The 20,863-nt window shown below is 41.0% G+C and carries 17 protein-coding genes; 1 reads left to right on the top strand and 16 read right to left on the bottom strand.

The genetic code is table 11. From position 1 onward, the window contains the following. The 7 genes from MVE01_RS08880 to ypfJ all read right to left on the bottom strand — a co-directional run. Positions 1 to 1,838: hypothetical protein (locus MVE01_RS08880; protein ID WP_472561829.1), on the bottom strand; the 1,838-nt coding region annotated here is incomplete at its 3' end. Positions 1,839 to 1,873: 35 nt separating this feature from the next. After that, positions 1,874 to 2,752: an RnfABCDGE type electron transport complex subunit D gene (locus tag MVE01_RS08875; protein WP_472561828.1), complete on the bottom strand. Its 879-nt coding sequence runs from the start codon at positions 2,750 to 2,752 to the stop codon at positions 1,874 to 1,876. Further along, positions 2,749 to 5,721 carry a transcription-repair coupling factor gene (mfd, locus tag MVE01_RS08870; protein ID WP_472561827.1) on the bottom strand — a complete coding sequence of 991 codons (2,973 nt, stop codon included), beginning with the start codon at positions 5,719 to 5,721 and terminating at the stop codon, positions 2,749 to 2,751. The genes MVE01_RS08875 and mfd overlap by 4 nt, the downstream gene beginning before the upstream one ends. 116 nt (positions 5,722 to 5,837) lie before the next feature. Continuing rightward, positions 5,838 to 7,025, bottom strand: a complete 1,188-nt coding sequence (locus MVE01_RS08865) for a bifunctional folylpolyglutamate synthase/dihydrofolate synthase (RefSeq protein ID WP_472561826.1) — start codon at positions 7,023 to 7,025, stop codon at positions 5,838 to 5,840. 2 nt (positions 7,026 to 7,027) lie between these two features. After that, positions 7,028 to 7,567, bottom strand: a complete 540-nt coding sequence (gene lptE, locus MVE01_RS08860; RefSeq protein WP_472561825.1) for an LPS assembly lipoprotein LptE — start codon at positions 7,565 to 7,567, stop codon at positions 7,028 to 7,030. 64 nt (positions 7,568 to 7,631) lie between these two features. Beyond that, on the bottom strand, positions 7,632 to 10,073 hold the full coding sequence (gene leuS / locus MVE01_RS08855) for a leucine--tRNA ligase (protein WP_472561824.1): 2,442 nt from the start codon (positions 10,071 to 10,073) through the stop codon (positions 7,632 to 7,634). A gap of 201 nt (positions 10,074 to 10,274) precedes the next feature. Continuing rightward, the gene (ypfJ, locus tag MVE01_RS08850; RefSeq protein ID WP_472561823.1) at positions 10,275 to 11,162 is read right to left on the bottom strand and encodes a KPN_02809 family neutral zinc metallopeptidase; all 888 of its coding nucleotides are present in this window, start codon (positions 11,160 to 11,162) and stop codon (positions 10,275 to 10,277) included. 90 nt (positions 11,163 to 11,252) lie between these two features. Here ypfJ and MVE01_RS08845 point away from each other — a divergent pair, with 90 nt between their 5' ends. Continuing rightward, positions 11,253 to 13,094: a DNA polymerase III subunit gamma/tau gene (locus tag MVE01_RS08845; RefSeq protein ID WP_472561822.1), complete on the top strand. Its 1,842-nt coding sequence runs from the start codon at positions 11,253 to 11,255 to the stop codon at positions 13,092 to 13,094. On the opposite strand, the gene MVE01_RS08840 is transcribed toward MVE01_RS08845, so the two are convergent. The 9 genes from MVE01_RS08840 to dxs all read right to left on the bottom strand — a co-directional run bounded on the left by MVE01_RS08840 (position 13,091) and on the right by dxs (position 20,859). Then, positions 13,091 to 13,903: a TIGR00282 family metallophosphoesterase gene (locus MVE01_RS08840; RefSeq protein ID WP_472561821.1), complete on the bottom strand. Its 813-nt coding sequence runs from the start codon at positions 13,901 to 13,903 to the stop codon at positions 13,091 to 13,093. The genes MVE01_RS08845 and MVE01_RS08840 overlap by 4 nt on opposite strands. 3 nt (positions 13,904 to 13,906) lie before the next feature. Continuing rightward, positions 13,907 to 14,914, bottom strand: a complete 1,008-nt coding sequence (locus tag MVE01_RS08835) for a beta-ketoacyl-ACP synthase III (protein ID WP_472561820.1) — start codon at positions 14,912 to 14,914, stop codon at positions 13,907 to 13,909. A gap of 302 nt (positions 14,915 to 15,216) precedes the next feature. Next, the gene (plsX, locus tag MVE01_RS08830; RefSeq protein ID WP_472561819.1) at positions 15,217 to 16,203 is read right to left on the bottom strand and encodes a phosphate acyltransferase PlsX; all 987 of its coding nucleotides are present in this window, start codon (positions 16,201 to 16,203) and stop codon (positions 15,217 to 15,219) included. A gap of 3 nt (positions 16,204 to 16,206) precedes the next feature. Further along, a complete protein-coding gene (gene rpmF / locus MVE01_RS08825) occupies positions 16,207 to 16,368 on the bottom strand; it encodes a 50S ribosomal protein L32 (RefSeq protein ID WP_012083812.1) in 162 nt (53 codons plus the stop codon). Between the two features lie 18 nt (positions 16,369 to 16,386). After that, positions 16,387 to 16,761 (bottom strand): YceD family protein, encoded by a 375-nt coding sequence (locus MVE01_RS08820; RefSeq protein WP_472561818.1) that lies wholly within the window; start codon positions 16,759 to 16,761, stop codon positions 16,387 to 16,389. A 12-nt stretch (positions 16,762 to 16,773) separates the two neighbouring features. After that, positions 16,774 to 17,187, bottom strand: coding sequence for a nucleoside-diphosphate kinase (gene ndk / locus MVE01_RS08815; protein ID WP_472561817.1), 414 nt, complete (start codon positions 17,185 to 17,187; stop codon positions 16,774 to 16,776). A 156-nt stretch (positions 17,188 to 17,343) separates the two neighbouring features. Next, entirely contained in the window at positions 17,344 to 17,619 is a 276-nt protein-coding gene (locus MVE01_RS08810; protein ID WP_472561816.1) for a 4Fe-4S dicluster domain-containing protein, read from the bottom strand. Between the two features lie 60 nt (positions 17,620 to 17,679). Then, positions 17,680 to 18,834 carry a methionine adenosyltransferase gene (gene metK, locus MVE01_RS08805; protein WP_472561815.1) on the bottom strand — a complete coding sequence of 385 codons (1,155 nt, stop codon included), beginning with the start codon at positions 18,832 to 18,834 and terminating at the stop codon, positions 17,680 to 17,682. 225 nt (positions 18,835 to 19,059) lie between these two features. Beyond that, on the bottom strand, positions 19,060 to 20,859 hold the full coding sequence (dxs, locus tag MVE01_RS08800; protein WP_472561814.1) for a 1-deoxy-D-xylulose-5-phosphate synthase: 1,800 nt from the start codon (positions 20,857 to 20,859) through the stop codon (positions 19,060 to 19,062). Positions 20,860 to 20,863 lie beyond the last annotated feature (4 nt).

Here is a 20,863-nt window from a genome sequence, read left to right as displayed (position 1 = left end):
GGCCACACTTTGACATGAAGATTGCCGTCATCTCCAATGACCGTATCTGCCCAGCAGTACTCCTCTCCCTTTTTTGCATCATTACGGATGCGGGGAACATACCACAGTACCACATGTTCACCCTCAATGTTTTCCGGTTTTTCTATGTAACGCTCTACTCCATCTGCTTTCAGGTCACAACATGAACCCAAAGTAAGCAGGTCTTTATCGCCTTCATTCTCTTTGAACTTAGTGGCAAAGAGTGTCGCATGGTCTCCTCTGCTGTTATCACCAAACTGCCCGTGGTTTGGCTCGATATAGTAGCCCTTGTTTTCATTGGTAGCAGAGACTATTTTGTATGGGTATTTATCTGTCGATATTGTCGGGGTGGGGGCACCCCGACCTACAAACTCGCTACCTTCCTTCTCCCAAAGTTTCCAACTGCCGTCATAGCTGTAAAGATTCTCTTTCTTTCCCAGCGCCATATCAATACGCATGACCGGTCGGTAGATTGCATTGTCACCACACCCTCTACCTTTATTTACGCCTACTACTCTAAAAGAACCGTCATCATAGAACTCAAAACGGTTCTCATAACGATAGTTACATGCCATTGGCCATTTCGGGTTACGGAAATCCTGTGTAAGCATAAAACCATCTCCATTTTTAAGCGCTCTTACCTGAGGACCGTTAAAAGCTAAGACAACAGAGGTAGAAAAAAGCGGACATCCCATCGCATCGTTGTAACCAAAGAGATAGTTGCCGTCTTCTCCCCGAACAAACTCTACCCTTCTGCCTTCTATGTAAGTTTCTGTACTGGTATCTAACTTCTCTCCGCCTTTTTGCTGATAGCTTACATGCCAATCCACGATCTTGGCAGAGGTGACTACAGGCATACCTTTGAAAAAAACATCACGGATCTCCAATCCATCCGAACCTGTCAGTCGGTAGGTGATCTTCCAGCCGTTCTTTTCCAGCACACTGTTCTTTTGACAAAAGTTTTTCATAATATAACGGTTTTGCAAACTTCGTTCACTGATACACGCAGGCGTCGTTGTCTTACCCAAACCAGCCCATTTGGCAGCTGCAAGTTTTAACTCTGTCAGATCCACCACTGCCCAAAGTGCCTGCTCTTTTTCATGGTCGGAGAAGGTAGGAGCCACGCAGAGGTGATCACTGTTTTCACATGGGGACTCTTTCATGGTTCCCCTGACATTTGCCATAGTGATATCTTTTTTCGCAGGCGTAAAACCCAATTCCTTTTTAACTTCAGGTGCATGCAGGGCAATGGTCTGGGCAATATGTGTCAGACGTAACGAGATATCAGGCTGCATCCCCGGGTAACGCTCTACCAAGAGCACTTGACCTGCATCGGTATCGACTACTGCTCTAGTAGTCGTGTTGGTGACAAAGTTGTACTTCTCTGCCTGATAGCAGCTGTGATCCTGACACACTTTTTGTGCTTTTTTATTCAATGTACTAACAATAGCAGGTAGAATACGCATCATATCGTTATGCAGAAGTTTGTTTCCTTGTCTGGTATCTTTAAGAAAATCTGCATTTTGAAGCAGAATTTTTTGTACTTCTTGGGCTTGACTATCCAGTTCACTGTTTTGCAGAGGAAGAACAGCCTGTCCCTTTTTGATCATTGCTTTGATATCTGACAAATAGCTCTGTACTTCTGGTATATTTTGATAGATATTCTTTTCATACTGCGGTAAAATAACCCGTTCTTCAACAGATACTTTTGACTTTAAATGCTTTACTGTAGAACTCTCTTGCGGCATAAACCAATACCCTGCGATTACCAATAATCCAATGAGCAATATACCTATACTGATCTTACTCTCTCTGTTCACCTGTTACCTGCTCCTTGCTGCTTGCATCCTGCTATTTATCCATTCATTTCAAAATAGTAAGGGGGTTGCATTTCGATGTAAATTATAGCACTTAGAGCTAAAAGTAGCATCGCACTGCTCATACGTATTAATATTTTTCTCTGATCAACATCTTGCCAGTGCACGCAAAGCGGTACCATAGCTGCACTTGCAAAAAGTGCCATAAAGAGATGCTGTACCCTAAAGCCGTTGTAGTAATCAAGCAATGTCGCACCCAAAGCAATAAGCGCTGTAAACAGCAGTTGCTGCCAATGCATTTTCGGTGTGGTCTTTGGATCGGTCAGCATAAAAAGAATAAAGACAATAAATGAGACCGAATAGAACCGGTAATACACTGTATCCATGATCAATACCGGATCACTCTTTACAAGAAAAAAATATTGTAACAGCAGATAGATTACAGAAAAACTGACAGGAATAACCCAGCGATCTATTCTATAGAGTATAGATGCCGCCAATAATGAGACAACTATTCCAAGCCACACACTGTCACCCAATTGCCCCAGAACAATATGGGCATCATCATAGAAAAACAGTAATCCTGTCATCAATGCAAAATTGGAAGGATTAAAAAAATGTTCTCCTTTCCATGTTAAAAAATGTTTCTGAAACAAGCCAAAGGCTATAAGCAATATTGTGAGCCACACATGCGGTGTAACCATCATCAGCATTACACCAATAGCGGTAGAAAGGGAAGAGAAAGAAAAAAAAGTAATCTCTTTTTCCTTCACATAAAGCATCAAATGTTCTATGAGTATGGTCGCAAACAGGATCAGCAGAATATGTTCCCATGGAAGATAGATATGCGCTGCATATTTCCCCAGAAGCAACAACAACCCAAGATTGATAAGCTGCTGTAACTGAGGATGTATCATTTTTTCAGATATCCCATTGCCGCAGCAATAATATCATCATCATCTTTACTTCGGGATTTGAGTACAACACGCTCTTTACCCTCTTCCCTGAACTCAATAAAAACATTTTCACCATAAGAAGAGACTTTGGAAATACCCTGTTTGCGTGCCAGAACCTTCATCACGATGACATCGATGAACTGTCTGGTAATGGTGTCAAGTTTACCGAATCTGTCTGCGATCTCTGCTTCTATTTCGTACACTTCTCCTGTACTCTCACAAAGTGAAAGCCTGCGGTAGAGTTCCAGACGCAGTCTGTCTTCTTCGATAAGCTCTTCATTCAGGTAGGCATCAACCGAGAGCTTCATATCTATGTTCTGAGCTACCTCTTTATCCTGCCCGCTGAGTTCTTTAATGGCATCTTCAAGCATGCGAAGGTAAAGGCTGTACCCTATCTGTTTAATGTGTCCGGACTGTGCTTCACCGATTATATTCCCGCCACCACGTATCTCAAGATCATGAAATGCAAGTACTGCACCGCTTCCCAGATCGGAGTGAGACTCCAGTGCCAACAGACGTCGTTTGGCATTATCTGTCAGTCTCTCTTTGTCTGTAACCATAAAGTAACAGTACCCCTCTTTCCCACCACGTCCTACACGCCCTCTAAGCTGGTGGAGGTCAGCAATACCAAAATGGTCTGCCCCGTCAACAATCATCGTGTTGGCGTGAGGCATATGAATACCTGACTCCACAATGGAGGTGGAGAGCAGCACATCATACTCTCCATCTTCAAACTTCATCATCTCATCTTCCGTCTCTTTGGCTGATATTTTGGAATGAAGCACTGCAATGCGTAGCTTAGGAAGTATCTCAAGTAGGACTTTTTTCTTCTCCTCTATACCGGCAATGGAGTTAAAAACGTAAAAAATCTGTCCACCTCTACGCATCTCACGAAGTATTGCCTCTTTGATCACTTTATCATCATAATTCTTCACAAAAGTTCGCACCCCTTGGCGCTCTGTCGGGGGCGTAAGTATCTCCGAGAAGCTCTTCACCTCTGAGAGTGCAAGGTTCAGTGAACGCGGGATGGGCGTGGCTGACATAGAAAGCAAATGCACATCGATTGCCATCTCTTTAAGTGCCTCTTTCTGTTTGACGCCGAATTTATGCTCTTCATCAATGACCACAAGGGCGAGGTTTTTAAATTTGGCGTTAAGCAGTGCATGGGTACCCACCACTACATCTATCGTTCCCTCAGCAAGTCCCTTTAGTGTGGTATTCTTCTCTTTGGCTGTAGAGAACCTGTCAAGCTTTGCCACCCTGATACCATGTTCATAAAAACGCTCTTTGAGACTTTTGTAGTGTTGGGAGCTAAGCAGTGTCGTCGGAGCGATCATCATTGCCTGATAGCCATTTTTAATAGCCACAAACATTCCATTCATTGCAACTTCTGTTTTACCAAAGCCCACATCTGCTGAAAGCAGTCTATCCATCATCTTTCCACTTGCCATATCATCAAGCATTTCATTGATAGCACGCTCCTGATCTTCTGTATGGACAAACCCTGCTTCTGACATAAAGATAGCATGTTCTTCCATATTACGTTTTAATTTAATTCCTTTTTTAAGATGACGTTGGGCAGAGAGGTTAATGATCTGTGAAGCGATGGCAAAGAGTTTCTCTTTGACTTTGGCTTTGAGCTTTTTGAAACTGGCTTTCCCCATACGGTCAAGCACCGGCAACGCCCCGCCCTCTGCTACGTAACGGTCTATGGTTTCCAAATTACTTACAGGAATAAGCAGTGCATCTTCATTCTGATAGTGAATCACTACAAACTCAGAAGAGGCCCCCAGTATCTCTCTCTTTTCTATACCCCTAAAGATACCCACACCATGATTCTCATGTACCACATAGTCCCCAGGTTTGAGTTCGTCCAAAATGATCGTGGCTTTTTTAACACGTTTGCGTTTTACCGGTTTATTCAATGAGAGTATGAGCCTGTCAGCTCCTAAAAGATTAACAATACCATCCTGATAGATGAATTCTATATTTTCAAAGGAAGCCAATTGTGAACCACGAACGATACTCTCATTCTTGGCAATAATGGTGATCTTTTTATCTTTATGGGATTCCAACAGTTTATTAGGATCGACGGTTTCAAGATCACGGTATTTTGTCCCTTCCCCAATAGCAGGAAGTAAAAAAGATTTTCTTGGAACCAAGGGCTCATCCAGCTCATAGATCTCCTTAAGTTCCTCATCGAGATTGCTCGCCAAAACACCTTCAAACTGTTCAAGTGCACTTTCACCCAAGTCATCTAAGTACCAAAGCCCCAGTGAGTCTATATCTTTTACGAATGTGTCATAACTGCTTCGTTCACATCGGTTTTTAAACGCTTCATATTCTGTTTTATCCAGTGCCAGAAATGCCGGAGTGATCTCTAATGACTCCAACTCATCAGAGAGGCGTTTTTGACTACCTTCCTCGTAATAGTGTATGGCTTCCACCTCTTCATCAAACAGAGAGATACGATAAGGTTTCTCCACATGGATAGGATAAATATCAATGATATCCCCACGAAAAGAGACTTCTCCTCTTTGTGCTGCAATATCGGTAAAATGATATCCCCACTGATAGAGCCTGTCTTTTAGTTTATTCAGATCAATCGTATCACCAAATTCAATTTTTATCTTCTCAAAAAGTTCCGGCTTTGGAAAAGGAATAAGCACTGTTCTTACAGGAGAAACAAGCAGTTTTTTCTTTTTACTTGCATGATACAATGAAAGTTGCGTAAACAACATCTGAATATCTTCACCATATGCACGAAGATCTTCCCCTACACTTACACGAAGATCAGGCAGAACAAAGGTATCGTACTCCAATAAATTTGCCACATCTGCGATCTGTGTTGCTTCTTTGTCATCTTTACAAATGAGAAGTTTGGCTTCGACAAGTGTCTCTAGGTATTCATATATATTGCTTTGGTACATGTGCTTTTATCTATCCTTTTTTATAGGGTGTTGTACCATTACAACACCACATATTTAAATAACAATTTTAAATTTTCATCATATTCCAACTAATGGTGTTGTCGTGGGACAACACCCTACGTATTTCTTTGTTTTAAAAATGCTTCAACCACATAAAAGGAACCAAAAACCAAATAATTTTCATCTTCTTTTATCTCATTCTTAAAATAACTATATTCCAAACCTACGGTTTGCAACGCTTTTTCTATCTCTTCTAAAGTTGTTGCACGCTGTGAATCGATTTTAATGATCTCCACACGTTTTACTTTTGGTTTAAGTATTCGCAGCACCTCTTCATAATCCTTGTCATCCAAAGAGTTATAAACAAGTACTACTTTTTCATCTAAGGCTTTTTCTATAGCAAATGCCGCTAAAGGATTGTGTCCTACATCAATACGAATATTAGGAGTCAGTGCATAAAAACGTCCAAAGAGTTCTAAAGATTTTAAATCATTGATATCATATTGTATATTTAAGATATCAAGTGACTTTAAAGCTATTGTAGCATTGTCTACAAGGTAGTCTCCCCAACCTTTGGCTTCGGCTATTTTTTCCAATCCGTAGGGGTCAACCCGTGTGTTGACCTTTGGGCAGACACATAGGTCTGCCCCTACATCCCTTGCAATCTCTTTTGCCACCTCAACCACCTTTTCATAAGGTTGTGGTGCCAACAATGCCTGCGTTTGAATACTACGTATCTTCGTTGCAGCGATCTGCTCAATCGTATTACCCAAAAATGCCTGATGGTCTATACCTATAGGGGTAATGACAGTAAGCTCTTTATCACAAACATTCGTTGCATCAAACTCACCCCCGAGCCCTGCTTCAAGTACCATAAGACCACAATTCTCAAATACTACAAAAGCCAAAAGTGTCGTGTATTCAAAATAGCTCAGTGCATCACTCATCTCTTTACCCAAAAAGCCAAAAAGCCGTTGATGTGCCTCTTCAAGTACCTCATCAGATGCATCATGCCCATCTATCCAGATACGTTCATTAAATTTCAGAATATGCGGCGAAGAGTAATGACCAACACTATAATTTCTACCTTCTGACTCCTCACTTCTGACTCCTTGCCGATAGGCAAGGTATGCGATCATCCTTCCGGTAGAGCCTTTACCGTTGGTACCCACAATATGTACGGTTTTTGGTCGTCTGATATAGGGTTTGAGCATCCCGTAAGCAATATGTACACGCTCATGGTCTATCTCTTTATAATAAAGAGGTTTAGAGTTTAAAAACTTTTTTAACTGCTCACTGCTCACTGTTACCTGCTTACTGACTTCGCACTTACATATGCCAAAAATTCATCCAACGCTTTCTCCAATCCTTTACGTATTGCTTCTGTTCGGAGTGTAGAAGAGGCTAGTGAACTGGCTTGGATATCGGATTCAAAAATAGTAGAGATATTTTTTGTCATTCTACCCTTTTTGGTTATCATATCAAAACGGACTTTGATATTGGCACGATAACGTGTTACATATCCGTCTTCATAAGCAAGAGGTGTAAATGTACTGCCGCTGTAGGCAATACGTATTTGACTCTCCGCCTGAGCTTTTGGAACGATTCGTCCTTTAAAACGTGTATAAACCAGACGATTCATTTCATCTTTTACAAATGGCGCATTTTCCGGTTCTGCCCTGTCTACTATGACTTCTACATACACACTGTCTGTAAACAGTTGTTTGATCATATGAGAAGAGGGTTTGTAGCCACAGGCTGAAATCATGACCATTGTCATGATAGCGAGTAGAGGGTAGAGGGTAGAGGGTAGAAATTGTTTTAAAATATTTTGTATCCGCTTCAATCTTTTTCCTTTAATCAATAGTATCTTTAAATTCTCTACGCACTACTCGCCACACCCTACGCACTTATATCGGTTTCACCGCAAGGTTGACAAGTTTACCAGGTACAACGATCTCCTTGACTACTGTCATGCCCTCAAGCCATTTGGCACCGGCTTCTTTCGCAGCTGCAAGTATCTCATCATTTGCTGCCGAAGGATCTACTTCAATCTCTGTACGTTTTTTCCCGCCTATCATCACCATATATAAAATGCTGTCTTGCTCAAACACTTCTTCTTTTACTTTCAATATAGCACCAAGATTTTCTCTATTGAACAATGCTTCACTTAATTCAGTTGCAACATGAGGGATAATAGGCTCCAAGAGGTTAAGCATAATATACATTCCTTCTGTCCACACTTCAGCATTATCTTGCTTGTCTAAAGCATTAAGTGCTTCCATACATGCTGCAATAAGTGTATTGAAGGCAAAAGTCTTCTCATAGACATCCGTTGACTTTTGCAATGCTTCATAAACTTTCACACGGGCAAGTTTGGATACTTTGTCCAAACTGCTTTGCTCAATCATTGGCAACATTGTGCCTGTCACTTTGGATTTTCTGTCATAAAGCTTTTTAATGAACCTGAATGCTCCTTCAACCGCTGAGTCATTCCACTCAAGCTCTTTGGCAGGAGGTGCAGCAAAAAGAGTAAAGAGACGCGCTGTGTCTGCACCATACTTCTCTACCAGGGCATCAGGATCAACTGTGTTTCCTTTAGACTTTGACATCTTTGCTCCATCCATAAGCACCATACCCTGCGTAAGCAGATTTTCAAATGGCTCATCTATATCATGGTATCCCAAATCACGAAGTACTTTGGTAAAGAAACGTGCATAAAGCAGATGAAGGATCGCATGCTCAATCCCCCCAATATACTGATCCACGCCCAACCAGTAATTGGCATCTTCTTTGTCTATACCTACTTCTTCCCACTTCTTGGGGTTGGTGGCATAACGGAACTGATACCAGCTTGACTGCACAAAGGTATCAAGTGTGTCCGTTTCACGGGTAGCCTCTGCTCCACACTTTGGACAGACGCAATGCTTCCATGTCGGGTGATTGTCCAGTGGATTTCCTTTACCGGTAATCTCCACATCTTCAGGCAAAGCAATAGGCAGATTTTCCACTTTTTCAGCCACAAGTCCACAACTGTCACAATGCACGAATGGAATCGGTGCACCCCAGTAACGCTGACGGCTGATCCCCCAGTTTCTCAGCTTGTAATTGGTTGTCCCTTTACCTACACCTCTCTCTTCAAACTCATTAATAATTGCTATTTTTGCTTCATCGCTGTCTACGCAGGAAAAACGGTTACTGTCAATAAGCTTACCTGTTCCTGTATAGGGTAGTTCATCTCCGCCTTCTATGACGCGTTTAATAGGTAAATGATATTTTGTAGCAAATTCAAAGTCTCTCTCATCATGTGCAGGAACAGCCATCACTGCACCTCCACCGTAAGAACCAAGTACAAAATTTGCCGTCCATACCGGTATTTCTTCGCCGGTAAGAGGATGGATGACTGTAAGCCCTAAGTCATACCCCTCTTTTCCTTCTTTGGCACGCTCTATCTCTGTCATATTTGTGATAGTGACTATTTTTTCTGCCACAGCACTATCTAACAGATTGTTTTCTAACAAATATTTAGTTATAGGATGTTCTGCTGCAAGTGCAGAATAAGTCACACCATAAATAGTATCTGGACGGGTAGTAAATACTGTGTACTTCTCAAAGTTCCCACCAAGTTTCGCTTTACTCTCTGGACTCAGTTCAAATTCAAACTCAAGTCCTTGTGATTTACCTATCCAGTTTTCCTGCATAGTCAGTACCTGATTTGGCCATTTCCCCTCAAGCAGGCTCAGATCATCCAGTAACTCATCAGCATACTTGATAATATCAAGATAGTACCCTGGCATCTCTTTGAGTTGTACTTCATTGTCACAACGCCAGCAACATCCTTCTTCTACCTGTTCGTTGGCAAGAACTGTATGACAGGACTCGCACCAGTTCACCGTTGTTGACTCACGGTAGAGTAGTCCCTCTTCAAACATCTTGATAATGAACTCCTGCTCCCACTTGGTATAAAGCTCATCACAGGTAGCAAACTCCCGTGTTTTTGAAAATGAAAGCCCTAAAGCATTAAGCTCTTTTCTCATATAGTCAATATTACTGTAGGTCCACTCTTTAGGATGACGTCCGTGTTTAATGGCCGCATTCTCAGCAGGCATACCAAAAGCATCCCAACCTATGGGATGCAGTACATTAAAATCCTGCTTTCTGTAATATCTTGCGAAGGCATCTCCTATGGCATAGTTACGCACATGTCCCATATGCAATCTTCCACTGGGAAAAGGAAACATACTTAAGATATATTTTTTCTTTTGTGTTAAAGAATCGGAAGGTTCAAAAGCCTGTTCCTCTTCCCATTTCTCTTGCCACTTGGTTTCAATCTGGCTTGGATTGTAATTCATTGTTTCTCGTCCTTCACATTACCTCTCGTTCCCAACATTCTCGTTGGGAATGCGCCCTGACTCAAAGAAAGAAGTGCCCTTGGGGTGCATACTTTTAGGTGATTAATTTAATTAAAAGGATTATATCTAAGATGGGGTTAGATGTGTCTGTAAAGGTGTAATAGCAGTTGCCCCTTACAGAGATCTTAATATACCAAATACTTACTGAAACGTATTACACTGACTCAGATCACCTGAACTGAGTCCTCGCCTGAACCACTCTACACGCTGTTGGGAACTTCCATGTGTAAAGCTATCTGGTCTTACATACCCTGTCGTCTCTTTTTGAAGTTTATCATCCCCGATGGAGCTTGCAGCTCTCAGTGCTTCTTCCACATCCCCCGGTTCCAGAATATTGAACTGTTTATGTGCGCGATTCGCCCATACTCCTGCATAACAGTCTGCCTGAAGCTCTACTCTTACTTGAAGCGCATTAGATTTGACACTGTTGCCGCCCCAGCTCTGTTTTGCACGTTGTACTTTATCCAGCGTTCCTTGCATATTTTGGATATGGTGTCCTATCTCATGTGCAAGTACATACGCTTGAGCAAAATCACCAGGAGCATTATGACGACGTGCAAGTTCATCAAAGAAGCCCAGATCCAAATAGACTTTCTGATCTACAGGACAGTAAAAGGGACCCATCTGTGCACTGGCATGTCCACAGCCGCTTCGTGTACTGCCACGGTAAAGTACCATAATCGGTTTTTTATATCGTATACCATATTTTAATAATACCTGACTCCAGACATCTTCTGTACTTGCCAGTACTTTTTTGATAAATACTGCCTCTTTTTCATCATGCGCTTTATTGACCGGACTGGAATGACTTCCTCCAACACCTACCAGAGATAGAGGATTAAATCCGGAAAAATATGCTACCGCACCTAATCCCAGGATTGCCCAACCAAATTTTGTTCGAAGCAGTGGCCTAATAAGAGGCCAGATCATCATCATAGTTCCCATGGAAGGCAAACCACGTCCACCACCTCCTGAAGAGTTTCTTCTATCTTCTACATTTCTACTTTCACGTTCATCATCCATTCTCATACGAAAACCTTAGTGTAATATTTGCTTAATTATACCAGTCAAAAGTAAAATTTAACTACAATAGTATTATTGAAAAATTGAGGAGAAATTGTGTCATTAGCCCTTGCAAGAAAATATAGACCTGCTACATTTGATGATCTTATCGGTCAAGAGGCAGTCTCTCAAACTTTATCTCTTGCACTTGATGGCAACCGGCTCTCTCATGCCTATCTTTTCTCAGGTCTAAGAGGCTCAGGGAAAACTTCTACAGCTCGCATCTTTGCCAAAGCTCTGCTTTGTGAAAAGGGAACAACATCCCATCCTTGCGGCACCTGTACCCATTGTATCATGGCTGCAGAGAATCGTCATATGGACATCATTGAGATGGACGCTGCTTCCAATCGCGGGATCGATGACATTAAAGATCTTATAGAACATACCAAATACAAACCAAGCTCTGCACGGTATAAAATCTTTATTATCGATGAAGTCCATATGCTGACCAATCAAGCTTTTAATGCATTGCTTAAAACCCTTGAGGAGCCTCCTGATTTCGTCAAATTCATCTTAGCTACGACCGATCCTCTGAAACTACCTGCAACCATCCTTTCACGGACACAGCATTTTCGCTTTAAAAAGATCCCTCAGAATCTTGTACTTAAGCACTTGGAACATATTTTAAATCTTGAACAAATCGGATATGAAAAAGAGGCTCTAGATATCATTGCACGTTCCGGAGCAGGAAGTTTAAGAGACTCCCTTACACTTATGGATCAAGCCATTGTCTACTCGAAAAACTTCGTAGATGTAAGCACTATAACTGGGATGTTGGGGATCATAGAACCCACTCTTCTTGAGCAATTACTTGATGACATTAACCGTAAAGATAAAAGCAAAATACTGGCATTCATCAAACTCGCAGCAGACTATGAAGCAGAGATGATACTTGATGAACTTACCCTTTATCTTAAAGAGTTACTGCTTACACAGAACAGTAAATTTACCCCTATGATCATAGAACGATTTTTCAGGGTCATTGCAGATGCCAAAGGACTGCTTGCTTTGGGAAGCGATGGAGAGTTTGTCTTGACACTCACACTCTTTAAAATGATGGAAGCCCTTGAGATCAAAGATATTGATGCAATGATACGTGGATTGGAGAAAGAACTCAAAGGTGTTGAAGTCTCCGAGATCATGGTGACAAAACAACCTGAAACTGAGGTGATCACCATTACTGAAGATGAGATTGTTGCTACGCTTCCAAAAAAGAAGGAAAATGACCTTCGGCAGACTCAAGTATCAGAAGTTCAAGAATCAAACAATATACAAAATAAGAATAGTATGACTGACCATGATCAGGATACAGTAACCAGCACTTCGATAAGTTCAGTGGATGAAGTGAATAAAGTGGCTGAGCCTGTCGAAGCCAACCCTCATCAAAAAACCTTTACTGCTCTCATCAAAAAGATTTACGACAGAGATTATGACCTTGGAAAACTCTTTGAAGAGAATATTACTTTTGTTACTTTTAAAGCACAGAAACTCACTTGGGAGTCCACCGCCGAAGGGGAAGAGAAAAAACAACTCATCACCCATTGGGGGCTCATTAATATGTTTGTCAAAGAGCTCTTTGGTTTTGAGACAAAAATAGTCAATATCGCTAAAAAAAAAGTAGTTAACACTTCGACAAACTCAGCAACCGCAGAAAATAAAGTAACTACCCATACCCCCATAAAATCGGTGGCTGAGCCTGTCGATGCCCCACATACCGATGCCGACAGCAGCTCCATGATCGAAGAGGTCGAGATGAAAAGCTCCTGTATCGCACCCGAAGCAGGAGAAACAGAAGCAGCTAAAGAGAAAGACCCCTCTTCACTTCTTGAAGAACCTATGATCAAAGAAGCCATAGCCCTCTTCGACCCCAAAAAAGTAAGAATTAAAAGAAATTCCTAATCCATCCATGCCTGAGAAACAATCTTAGGCTTATCATCATAAATTTTAATTTTTTCAGCACTCAGGCAACGTCCCTCATCATCAAGCTCAAACACCACCATTTGCAAGAGCGTTTTACACACATCCGATACATCAAAATGTCCACTTAATCCTGTAAGAAAACGTTTTACAGGGACTTCGCTGTCCATACCGATAACACCGTCACGACAACCTGTCAGTCCTACATCTGTCACATAACAGCACCCTTCTTCAGTTACATAAAGATCATCCGTTGCCACATGGGTATGTGTTCCAAGTATTGCAGAGACATCCTCTTTAAGCATATGTAAAAGTGCCTGTTTTTCAGAACTTGCTTCTGCATGCATATCGATAATAATGTGCTTAATACCCTGAGCTTTGAGGGAAGCAACAACCGAGACGATCATCGTAAATGGATTATCTGCCAGAGGCATGGTATAGTGCCCCATAAGATTAAGGATAGCGACTTGCTTGTCTAAAAGTATGGTTTGGTAAATACCTTTTCCAGGTGTGGCTTGCGGGTAGTTCATGGGACGGATAAGCGGATAGGTATCAAAAAGATCCAATATTTCTTTCTTATCGAAACTGTGGTTACCTCCGGTCATCATATCAACACCGTAACCCAACAGTTCCATACAATTTTTTTCAGTCAGTCCAAAGCCATGACTTGCATTTTCATAATTGGCAATGGTAAAGTCGATGAAATGCTCTTGCTGTAGTCTTTTCAAATGCTTTTTAAGCATCAAACGACCGGGTTTACCAACTATATCGCCTATAAAAGCTATTTTCACAAATTATTTAGCTTTCCCTGCAAAAGGAAGAAGTGCAGAGGCCCATGTGAGTCCTCCACCAAACGTATCAAGTAACATTAGATCACCATTTTGCAATCTGCCAGATTCCCAAATATCATTGATCGCCATGGGAATGGAAGCTGCTGAAGTATTTCCATATTTTCCTACTGTAAGCACCACTTGTTTTTCCGTCATTTTCAATGCATCCCCTACAGCCTTAATAATACGATAATTTGCCTGATGAGGAATAAAGTGAGGGATATTTGCTGAGGCTATTTCATTCCTTGCAAGAATTTCCTTGACATCTTTTGTCAATGTCTTGACAGCCAATTTAAAGGTCTCATTACCTTTCATCTGAACAAAGTTTAGTCCCTCGTCAATAACTTTCTGGCTAACAGGGTTCACAGAACCGGGAGCAGGTGTCACTAAAAAGTCTGCATAGGCACCATCTGCACTGGCATGAATATCGATCAAAGCCTCTTTTTTATTCTCTGTAGCACTAATGATCGCTGCACCGGCACCGTCACCGAACAAAATACAGGTACCCCTGTCCGTATAGTCTACAATAGAGGAAAACTTCTCGGCACCGATGATCAGTACATTCTTTTTCATACCAGACTCAATAAATGCTTTAGCAACAGAAAGAAGATAGACAAATCCACTACATGCGGCAGAAATATCAAAAGCTTGAACATTCTTTATTCCCAATTTATCAGAGATAATACATGCTGTTGAAGGCATATTGAAGTAATCCGGTGTCACTGTTGCACAGAGAACAAGATCTATCTCTTCTTTTCCTATATCAGCTCTGTCAATGGCAAGTTGGGCAGCTTTTGCTCCCATATCACTTGTTACTTCATTTTGGGCTGCAATATGCCTCTCTTTGATACCTGTACGTTTTACGATCCATTCATCCGTAGTATCGACCATCTTTTCAAGATCGGCATTACTCAAAATCTTTTCCGGTACATAAGCACCTATTGATCTAAATGAAGCATATATATGTGACATAGTTGTCCTTAACAAATAATATAAAGTCTATTATTTTACCATAATTTTCTAAGTTTTAGGAGATATTTAAGCTTCCCAAATCTCGAAATAGAAAACTTATAGTCAGTGCAATGCTCGTGTGTAAGGGGTTTATGTAAAATTTGCACCCCAAGGGTATTTCCTCCGGGCAGTTACACCCGTAGGTTCGATGATGATTTTACACGAAGCCCATACACACAATAATTGTGGTGAATCTGTTTTCTAACGAGAGATTTGAAAGCTTATGTAGTCAGTCTAAAAGTGTAGATACACGATTAGACTTATTAATTATTTGTAAGAAGTTCTTCTATCTTACTATTTACATCTGATTGGGTATAAAGAATTGCTTGAAAAATAGCATTTTTCATTGCTTTTGCACTGGATGCACCATGAGAAATTATAGCGCAGCCATCAATTCCGAGTAACGGTGCACCACCATACTCATCTTTGTCTACTTGTTTTTTCATATTGGCAAAGACTTTCTTCTTCATCATCAATGCACCGATCTTTGCAGGAAGTGATCTTCGGATATACTGTTTCATCAGATCAAAAACAGTTGTAACAACTCCTTCACTGGTTTTAAGCAGAATATTCCCAGTAAATCCGTCACATACTACAACATTGACACTGCCGTTGAAAATATCTTTCCCTTCAACATTCCCTATAAAACCTTTCAGCCCCTTTAAAAGTCCAAAAGCCTCTTTTGTTAAAGCATTCCCTTTACTCTCTTCGGATCCATTAGATAAAAGCCCTACACGTGGAGACTTAACACCCAATATTTTTTGTACATAGGCTTCGCCCATTGCACCGAATTCATACAGATTTTGAGGTGTACAGTCTGTGACTGCACCCACATCCAATACCAATGTTTTTATATCTGTAATACTTGGCATCAAAGTAGCTAAACCGGGTTTTGAAATATGTGGAAGTCTTCCTATACGAAGAGTTGCAAGCGTCATGGTTGCCCCGCTGTGTCCCGCTGAAACTACAGCATTTGCTTCCTTATTGCGCACAAGTTCAACTGCTTTATAGATAGAGGAATCTTTACGTTTTAATGCATTTGTTGCCTGATCACTCATAGAGATTACATCATTTGCTTCAACGATCTCAACTTTATCAATATAATATTGGGGGAGGAGAGAGAGTATCTCTGTCTTATCACCTACTAAAATAGGGAGGAATTTTCTTTCTTCGAGTGCTTGTACTACACCTTCAATAATAGGTTCAGGACCAAAGTCCCCACCCATAGCATCAATTGCGATCTTGATCATCAATTACGCTTTTGTTGTTTTGTACTCACCGGTAGTCATATTCATGTGGTGAGGCATTCTCCATGTTCCATCAGCATCTTTTACCGGCATTGGTAATGTCAACTTGTAATGTGTTCTTCTTTTTGCTGCTCTTGTGTGACTCACTCGTCTCTTAGGTACTGCCATAATTTATTCCTTTATCAATTAATATTCTATCTCAAGTGCTTCTTCATTACCGTCACAACTGTCACAGTAATGAAAAGCAACTTCTATTGCGCTAATTTCGCTCTCAAGAATGTACGTAATGTCTATTACGCCATTTAAAAACTCAATTATATCCAAATCATCTTTATCTTCAGATACTCTGTCACTCAGTGTCAATTTAAGAGGTGTGTTCATATCATAGTCAAAAGCTTGACCACATCTGTCACAATCTAATCTCAAAGATCCACTCAACCTGGCATCTAAAGCTACACGATGATAACCATTTTTCTGCAGTGTTCCCTCCAGTTTTACTCCTTGAACTTCAAGTTCAATCGGTTTAGAAGTAGAACCTACTTTATCAAAAACTATTTTCAAAAGAAAATCGTCTTAGTTGATCTCTCTCTGTGCAAAGAAGAAAGCAATCTCATTTTTTGCATTTTCTACAGAATCAGAACCATGCACAGCATTTGCATCAATACTCTCTGCAAAATCAGCTCTGATAGTTCCGGCTTCTGCTTCTGCGGGATTGGTAGCACCCATAAGTTCTCTGTTCTTAGCCATTGCATTCTCACCTTCAAGCACAGTTACGACAACTGGACCTGATACCATGAACTCCACAAGATCTTTAAAGAAAGGTCTCTCAGCATGGATCGCATAAAATGCTTCTGCATCCACACGAGAAAGTCTGATCTTTTTCGTTGCTGCAATTCTAAGTCCTGCTGCTTCAAATCTTGCAAGTATCTGTCCTACAACATTTTTTGCCACTGCATCCGGTTTGATGATCGATAATGTTTGTTCCATCTTAATATTCCTAAAGGATAATTTACTTCTTGCTATAACATGCACACGAAGTATTTGGGCGGCATTATACCGAAAATCAAATTAAAATTTTATTAAAAATGAAGAAAATAGTTTTAGAGAAAGGTGTATCGGGTAAAACCCGATACAGAGAGAAATTTAGTCTTCGATAACTGGTGTACCCTTTTCACCTCTGTTCTCAGAAGCAGGCATCCCCTCTACGACATCATCCCATTGGATACAGCCTTCGGTTGGACATGCTTCAGCACATGCCGGAACATCATGGTAACCCACACATTCAACACATTTATCTGCGTATACATAGTAAATCTCTTCACCTGTTGGGTTATCATCCTCATCTACAATTGCTTCTACGGGACATTCATCAATACATGCCGCACAGTTAATACAGATATCTGTAATTATTACTGCCATATTTACTCCTTAATTTAAAGTTAACAAACTATATCAAAACTTATTTAAATTATTCTTTAATTATATGCCGAAATAGGCTTTAATCTCATCAACCTTGTTCAATTGTTCCCAAGTGAAATCAGCATCTTCTCTACCAAAGTGTCCATAAGCTGCTGTCTTACGGTAGATCGGTCTTAACAGATCCAACTCTTCCATGATCCCCTTTGGTGTCAGATCAAAAAGTGCTTCTACACATTGAGTAATTCTATCTTCATCAACAGCAGCTGTTCCATGGGTATCTACATAGATAGAGACCGGCTCAGCCACACCAATCGCGTAAGCGATCTGAAGGGTTGCCTTTTCACATACACCCGAAGCTACAAGATTCTTTGCTACATATCTTGCGGCATATGCTGCTGAACGGTCTACTTTGGTTGGATCTTTTCCTGAGAAAGCACCTCCTCCATGAGGGCATGAACCACCATAGGTATCAACAATGATCTTGCGTCCGGTAAGTCCTGCATCACCTTGCGGTCCACCGATCACGAAACGCCCTGTAGGATTGATGTGATACGTAATATCATCACTCATTAATTCTGCCGGGATCACCGCTTTGATCACCTCTTCAAGTACTGCTTTTTGTACCTGTTCCAAGCTTACTTCCGGATGATGCTGTGTGGAAACAACGATCGTATCGATCGCTACGGGTTTACCATCTACATATTTTACAGAGACCTGTGCTTTTCCATCCGGGCGAAGAAAGGGTACCGTACCATTCTTACGTACTTGGGCAAGTTTAGCTGTGATCTTATGAGCCAGAGAGATCGGTAAAGGCATCAATTCAGGTGTCTCTTTACACGCATATCCGAACATCAATCCCTGATCACCAGCACCTATCTCTCCTGAAGCCTGATCCACACCCTGATTGATATCTGGACTCTGTTCACCTATACCGTTAAGTACGCCGGCGCTTCTATAATCAAAACCATAACTTGCATCGGTATAGCCGATCTCTCTTACTACCTCTCTTGCAATCTCTTGCATAGGTGCATATGCGGTTGTTTTCAGTTCTCCTGCAATAACACAAAAACCATTACTCAATAACGTCTCACAAGCCACTCTGGCCTGCGGATCTCTTGCAATGATATAATCTAATACAGCATCAGAGATCTGATCAGCCATTTTATCCGGATGACCTTCGGTTACCGATTCACTTGTAAAAATGTATTCGTTCATTCATGCTCCTTCTTCTTGAAAATTGGCAAGGCCAATCTTTCAATTCATTTCACTGAAGCTTTGCCTTAGGCTCAGAATACTCCAATAAAAGAATTTTTTTAGAATTTGTTCACTGTCACTGAACTTAAAAAAATATCTCTCAAGGTATTTTTTTAAATCCAATTCGTAGGGGTAAACCTGTATGTTTACCCTTCAACTTCAAAGGGCGGACACGTAGGTCTGCTCCTACACTATCTTTTTTGCCAATTGCTCAGGAAGTAACCCCAAACTCTCTTCCACCTTCTTCGTATTGCCATGGGTAATAAAGGCATCATCATACTCAAAAGTAGTTAATGAAATATCTTTTATCTGTTTTTGGCTTAAAAATTCAAGTATTGCTGAGCCTACACCACCTTGTTTTACAGAATCTGAGAATATAAACCACTTTTTATACTTTTTACTTAGATCAATCAGCATCTTTTCATCTAACGGTTTTACAAAACGCAGATCTAACATAGCAATATCAGCTTTGACAAGCTCAGATACCTGCTTGGCTCTACCCACACCGTTACCATATCCAATAAAAAGTATATTATTCCCCTCTTTTAAAAGATGGGATTCCCCCAATTCATAATCAGGCACATCAGCATCTTCGGCTATAAATGCACCTCTTGGATATCTGAAAGCACACGGATGGTCATACCCTTTGGAAAATACCATCACTTTTTTCATGCTTGTTTCATTATAAGGAGCCAAAAGTGTCATATTGGGGATAGCCCGTAAAAAAGAGATATCAAAAACACCTTGGTGTGTCTCTCCATCTTCACCAACGATCCCTGCTCTATCCATCGCAAAAGCCACACCTAAGTCCATGAGACAGATATCATGGATCACCTGATCATATCCACGTTGCAGGAAAGTCGAGTAAATCGTACAGAAAGGCTTGAATCCCTCTTTGGCGAGCGGTCCCATGGAAGCAACTGCATGCTGTTCTGCTATGGCCACATCCCAAAAACGTTCGGGATATTTCTCTATCACTGCACTCATGCCTGTGCCGCTTGGCATGGCAGCAGTGACACCCACCACTTTTTCATCTGCATCTGCAAGTGCTACAAGTGTTTCCGAAAAAATAGCTGTGGCTGATTTTGCACCTGTTTTCTTGGGAGTTTCTCCTGTTTTTAAGTCAAAAGCACTTACCCCATGCCAATGTTCTTTTGTCCCTTCAGCGATCTCATACCCTTTGCCTTTTGTCGTTTGTGCATGTATGATCACCGGTTTTCTAAGCGATTTTGCTACTTCCATAGTCTCAATTAAAGCTTCGATATTATGCCCGTCTACCGGACCAATATACTCAATACCCATCTCTTCAAAAAGAATACCCGGTGTGATCAGTTTAAATGACTCTTCAAGTCGTTTGGCTATATAGCTTGTACCCTCGGGCATCATATCTACAACCTTTTCCACTTTCGTTTTAAACTTTTGATAAAACGGACTTGCCATAGTCTGGGAAAGCAGTTTGGAAATGGCTCCGATCGGTTTGGCAATACTCATTTCATTATCATTAAGAATAATGATCACAGGGTACTTTCTGTCTCCCAGCTCATTGAGTGCCTCATATACCATCCCTGCACTCATACTCCCATCTCCTATGAAAGCAATAGGAATCCTATCTTCTCCTTTTAGCGCTATAGCTTTTGCTGCACCCACAGCCAATGAGATGGAAGTCGAACTGTGCCCGGCTACATAATAGTCATACGGAGATTCACTTGGTTTTGTATACCCTGAGATCCCGCCAAACTGACGTAAAGTATCAAAATCATCCCATCTCTCTGTCAGGAGTTTATGTGCATAGGACTGGTGACTTACATCGAAAATAAAAGGATCCTTACCTGCATCAAATACTTTATGCATCGCAACAATAAGATCAGTGGCACCCATCGTTGAACTCAAGTGTCCACCATTTTTACTCACAGTTTCCAATATTTTTTGTCTGATATTTTCGGCCAATGTGCTAAGTTCTTCTACTGAGTATGCTTTTATATCCATTTTC

Origin of the sequence: Sulfurovum sp. (assembly GCA_026990595.1) — a bacterium.
Taxonomy (GTDB): Bacteria; Campylobacterota; Campylobacteria; order Campylobacterales; family Sulfurovaceae; genus Sulfurovum.
This window is presented reverse-complemented; position numbering and strand designations above follow the sequence as displayed.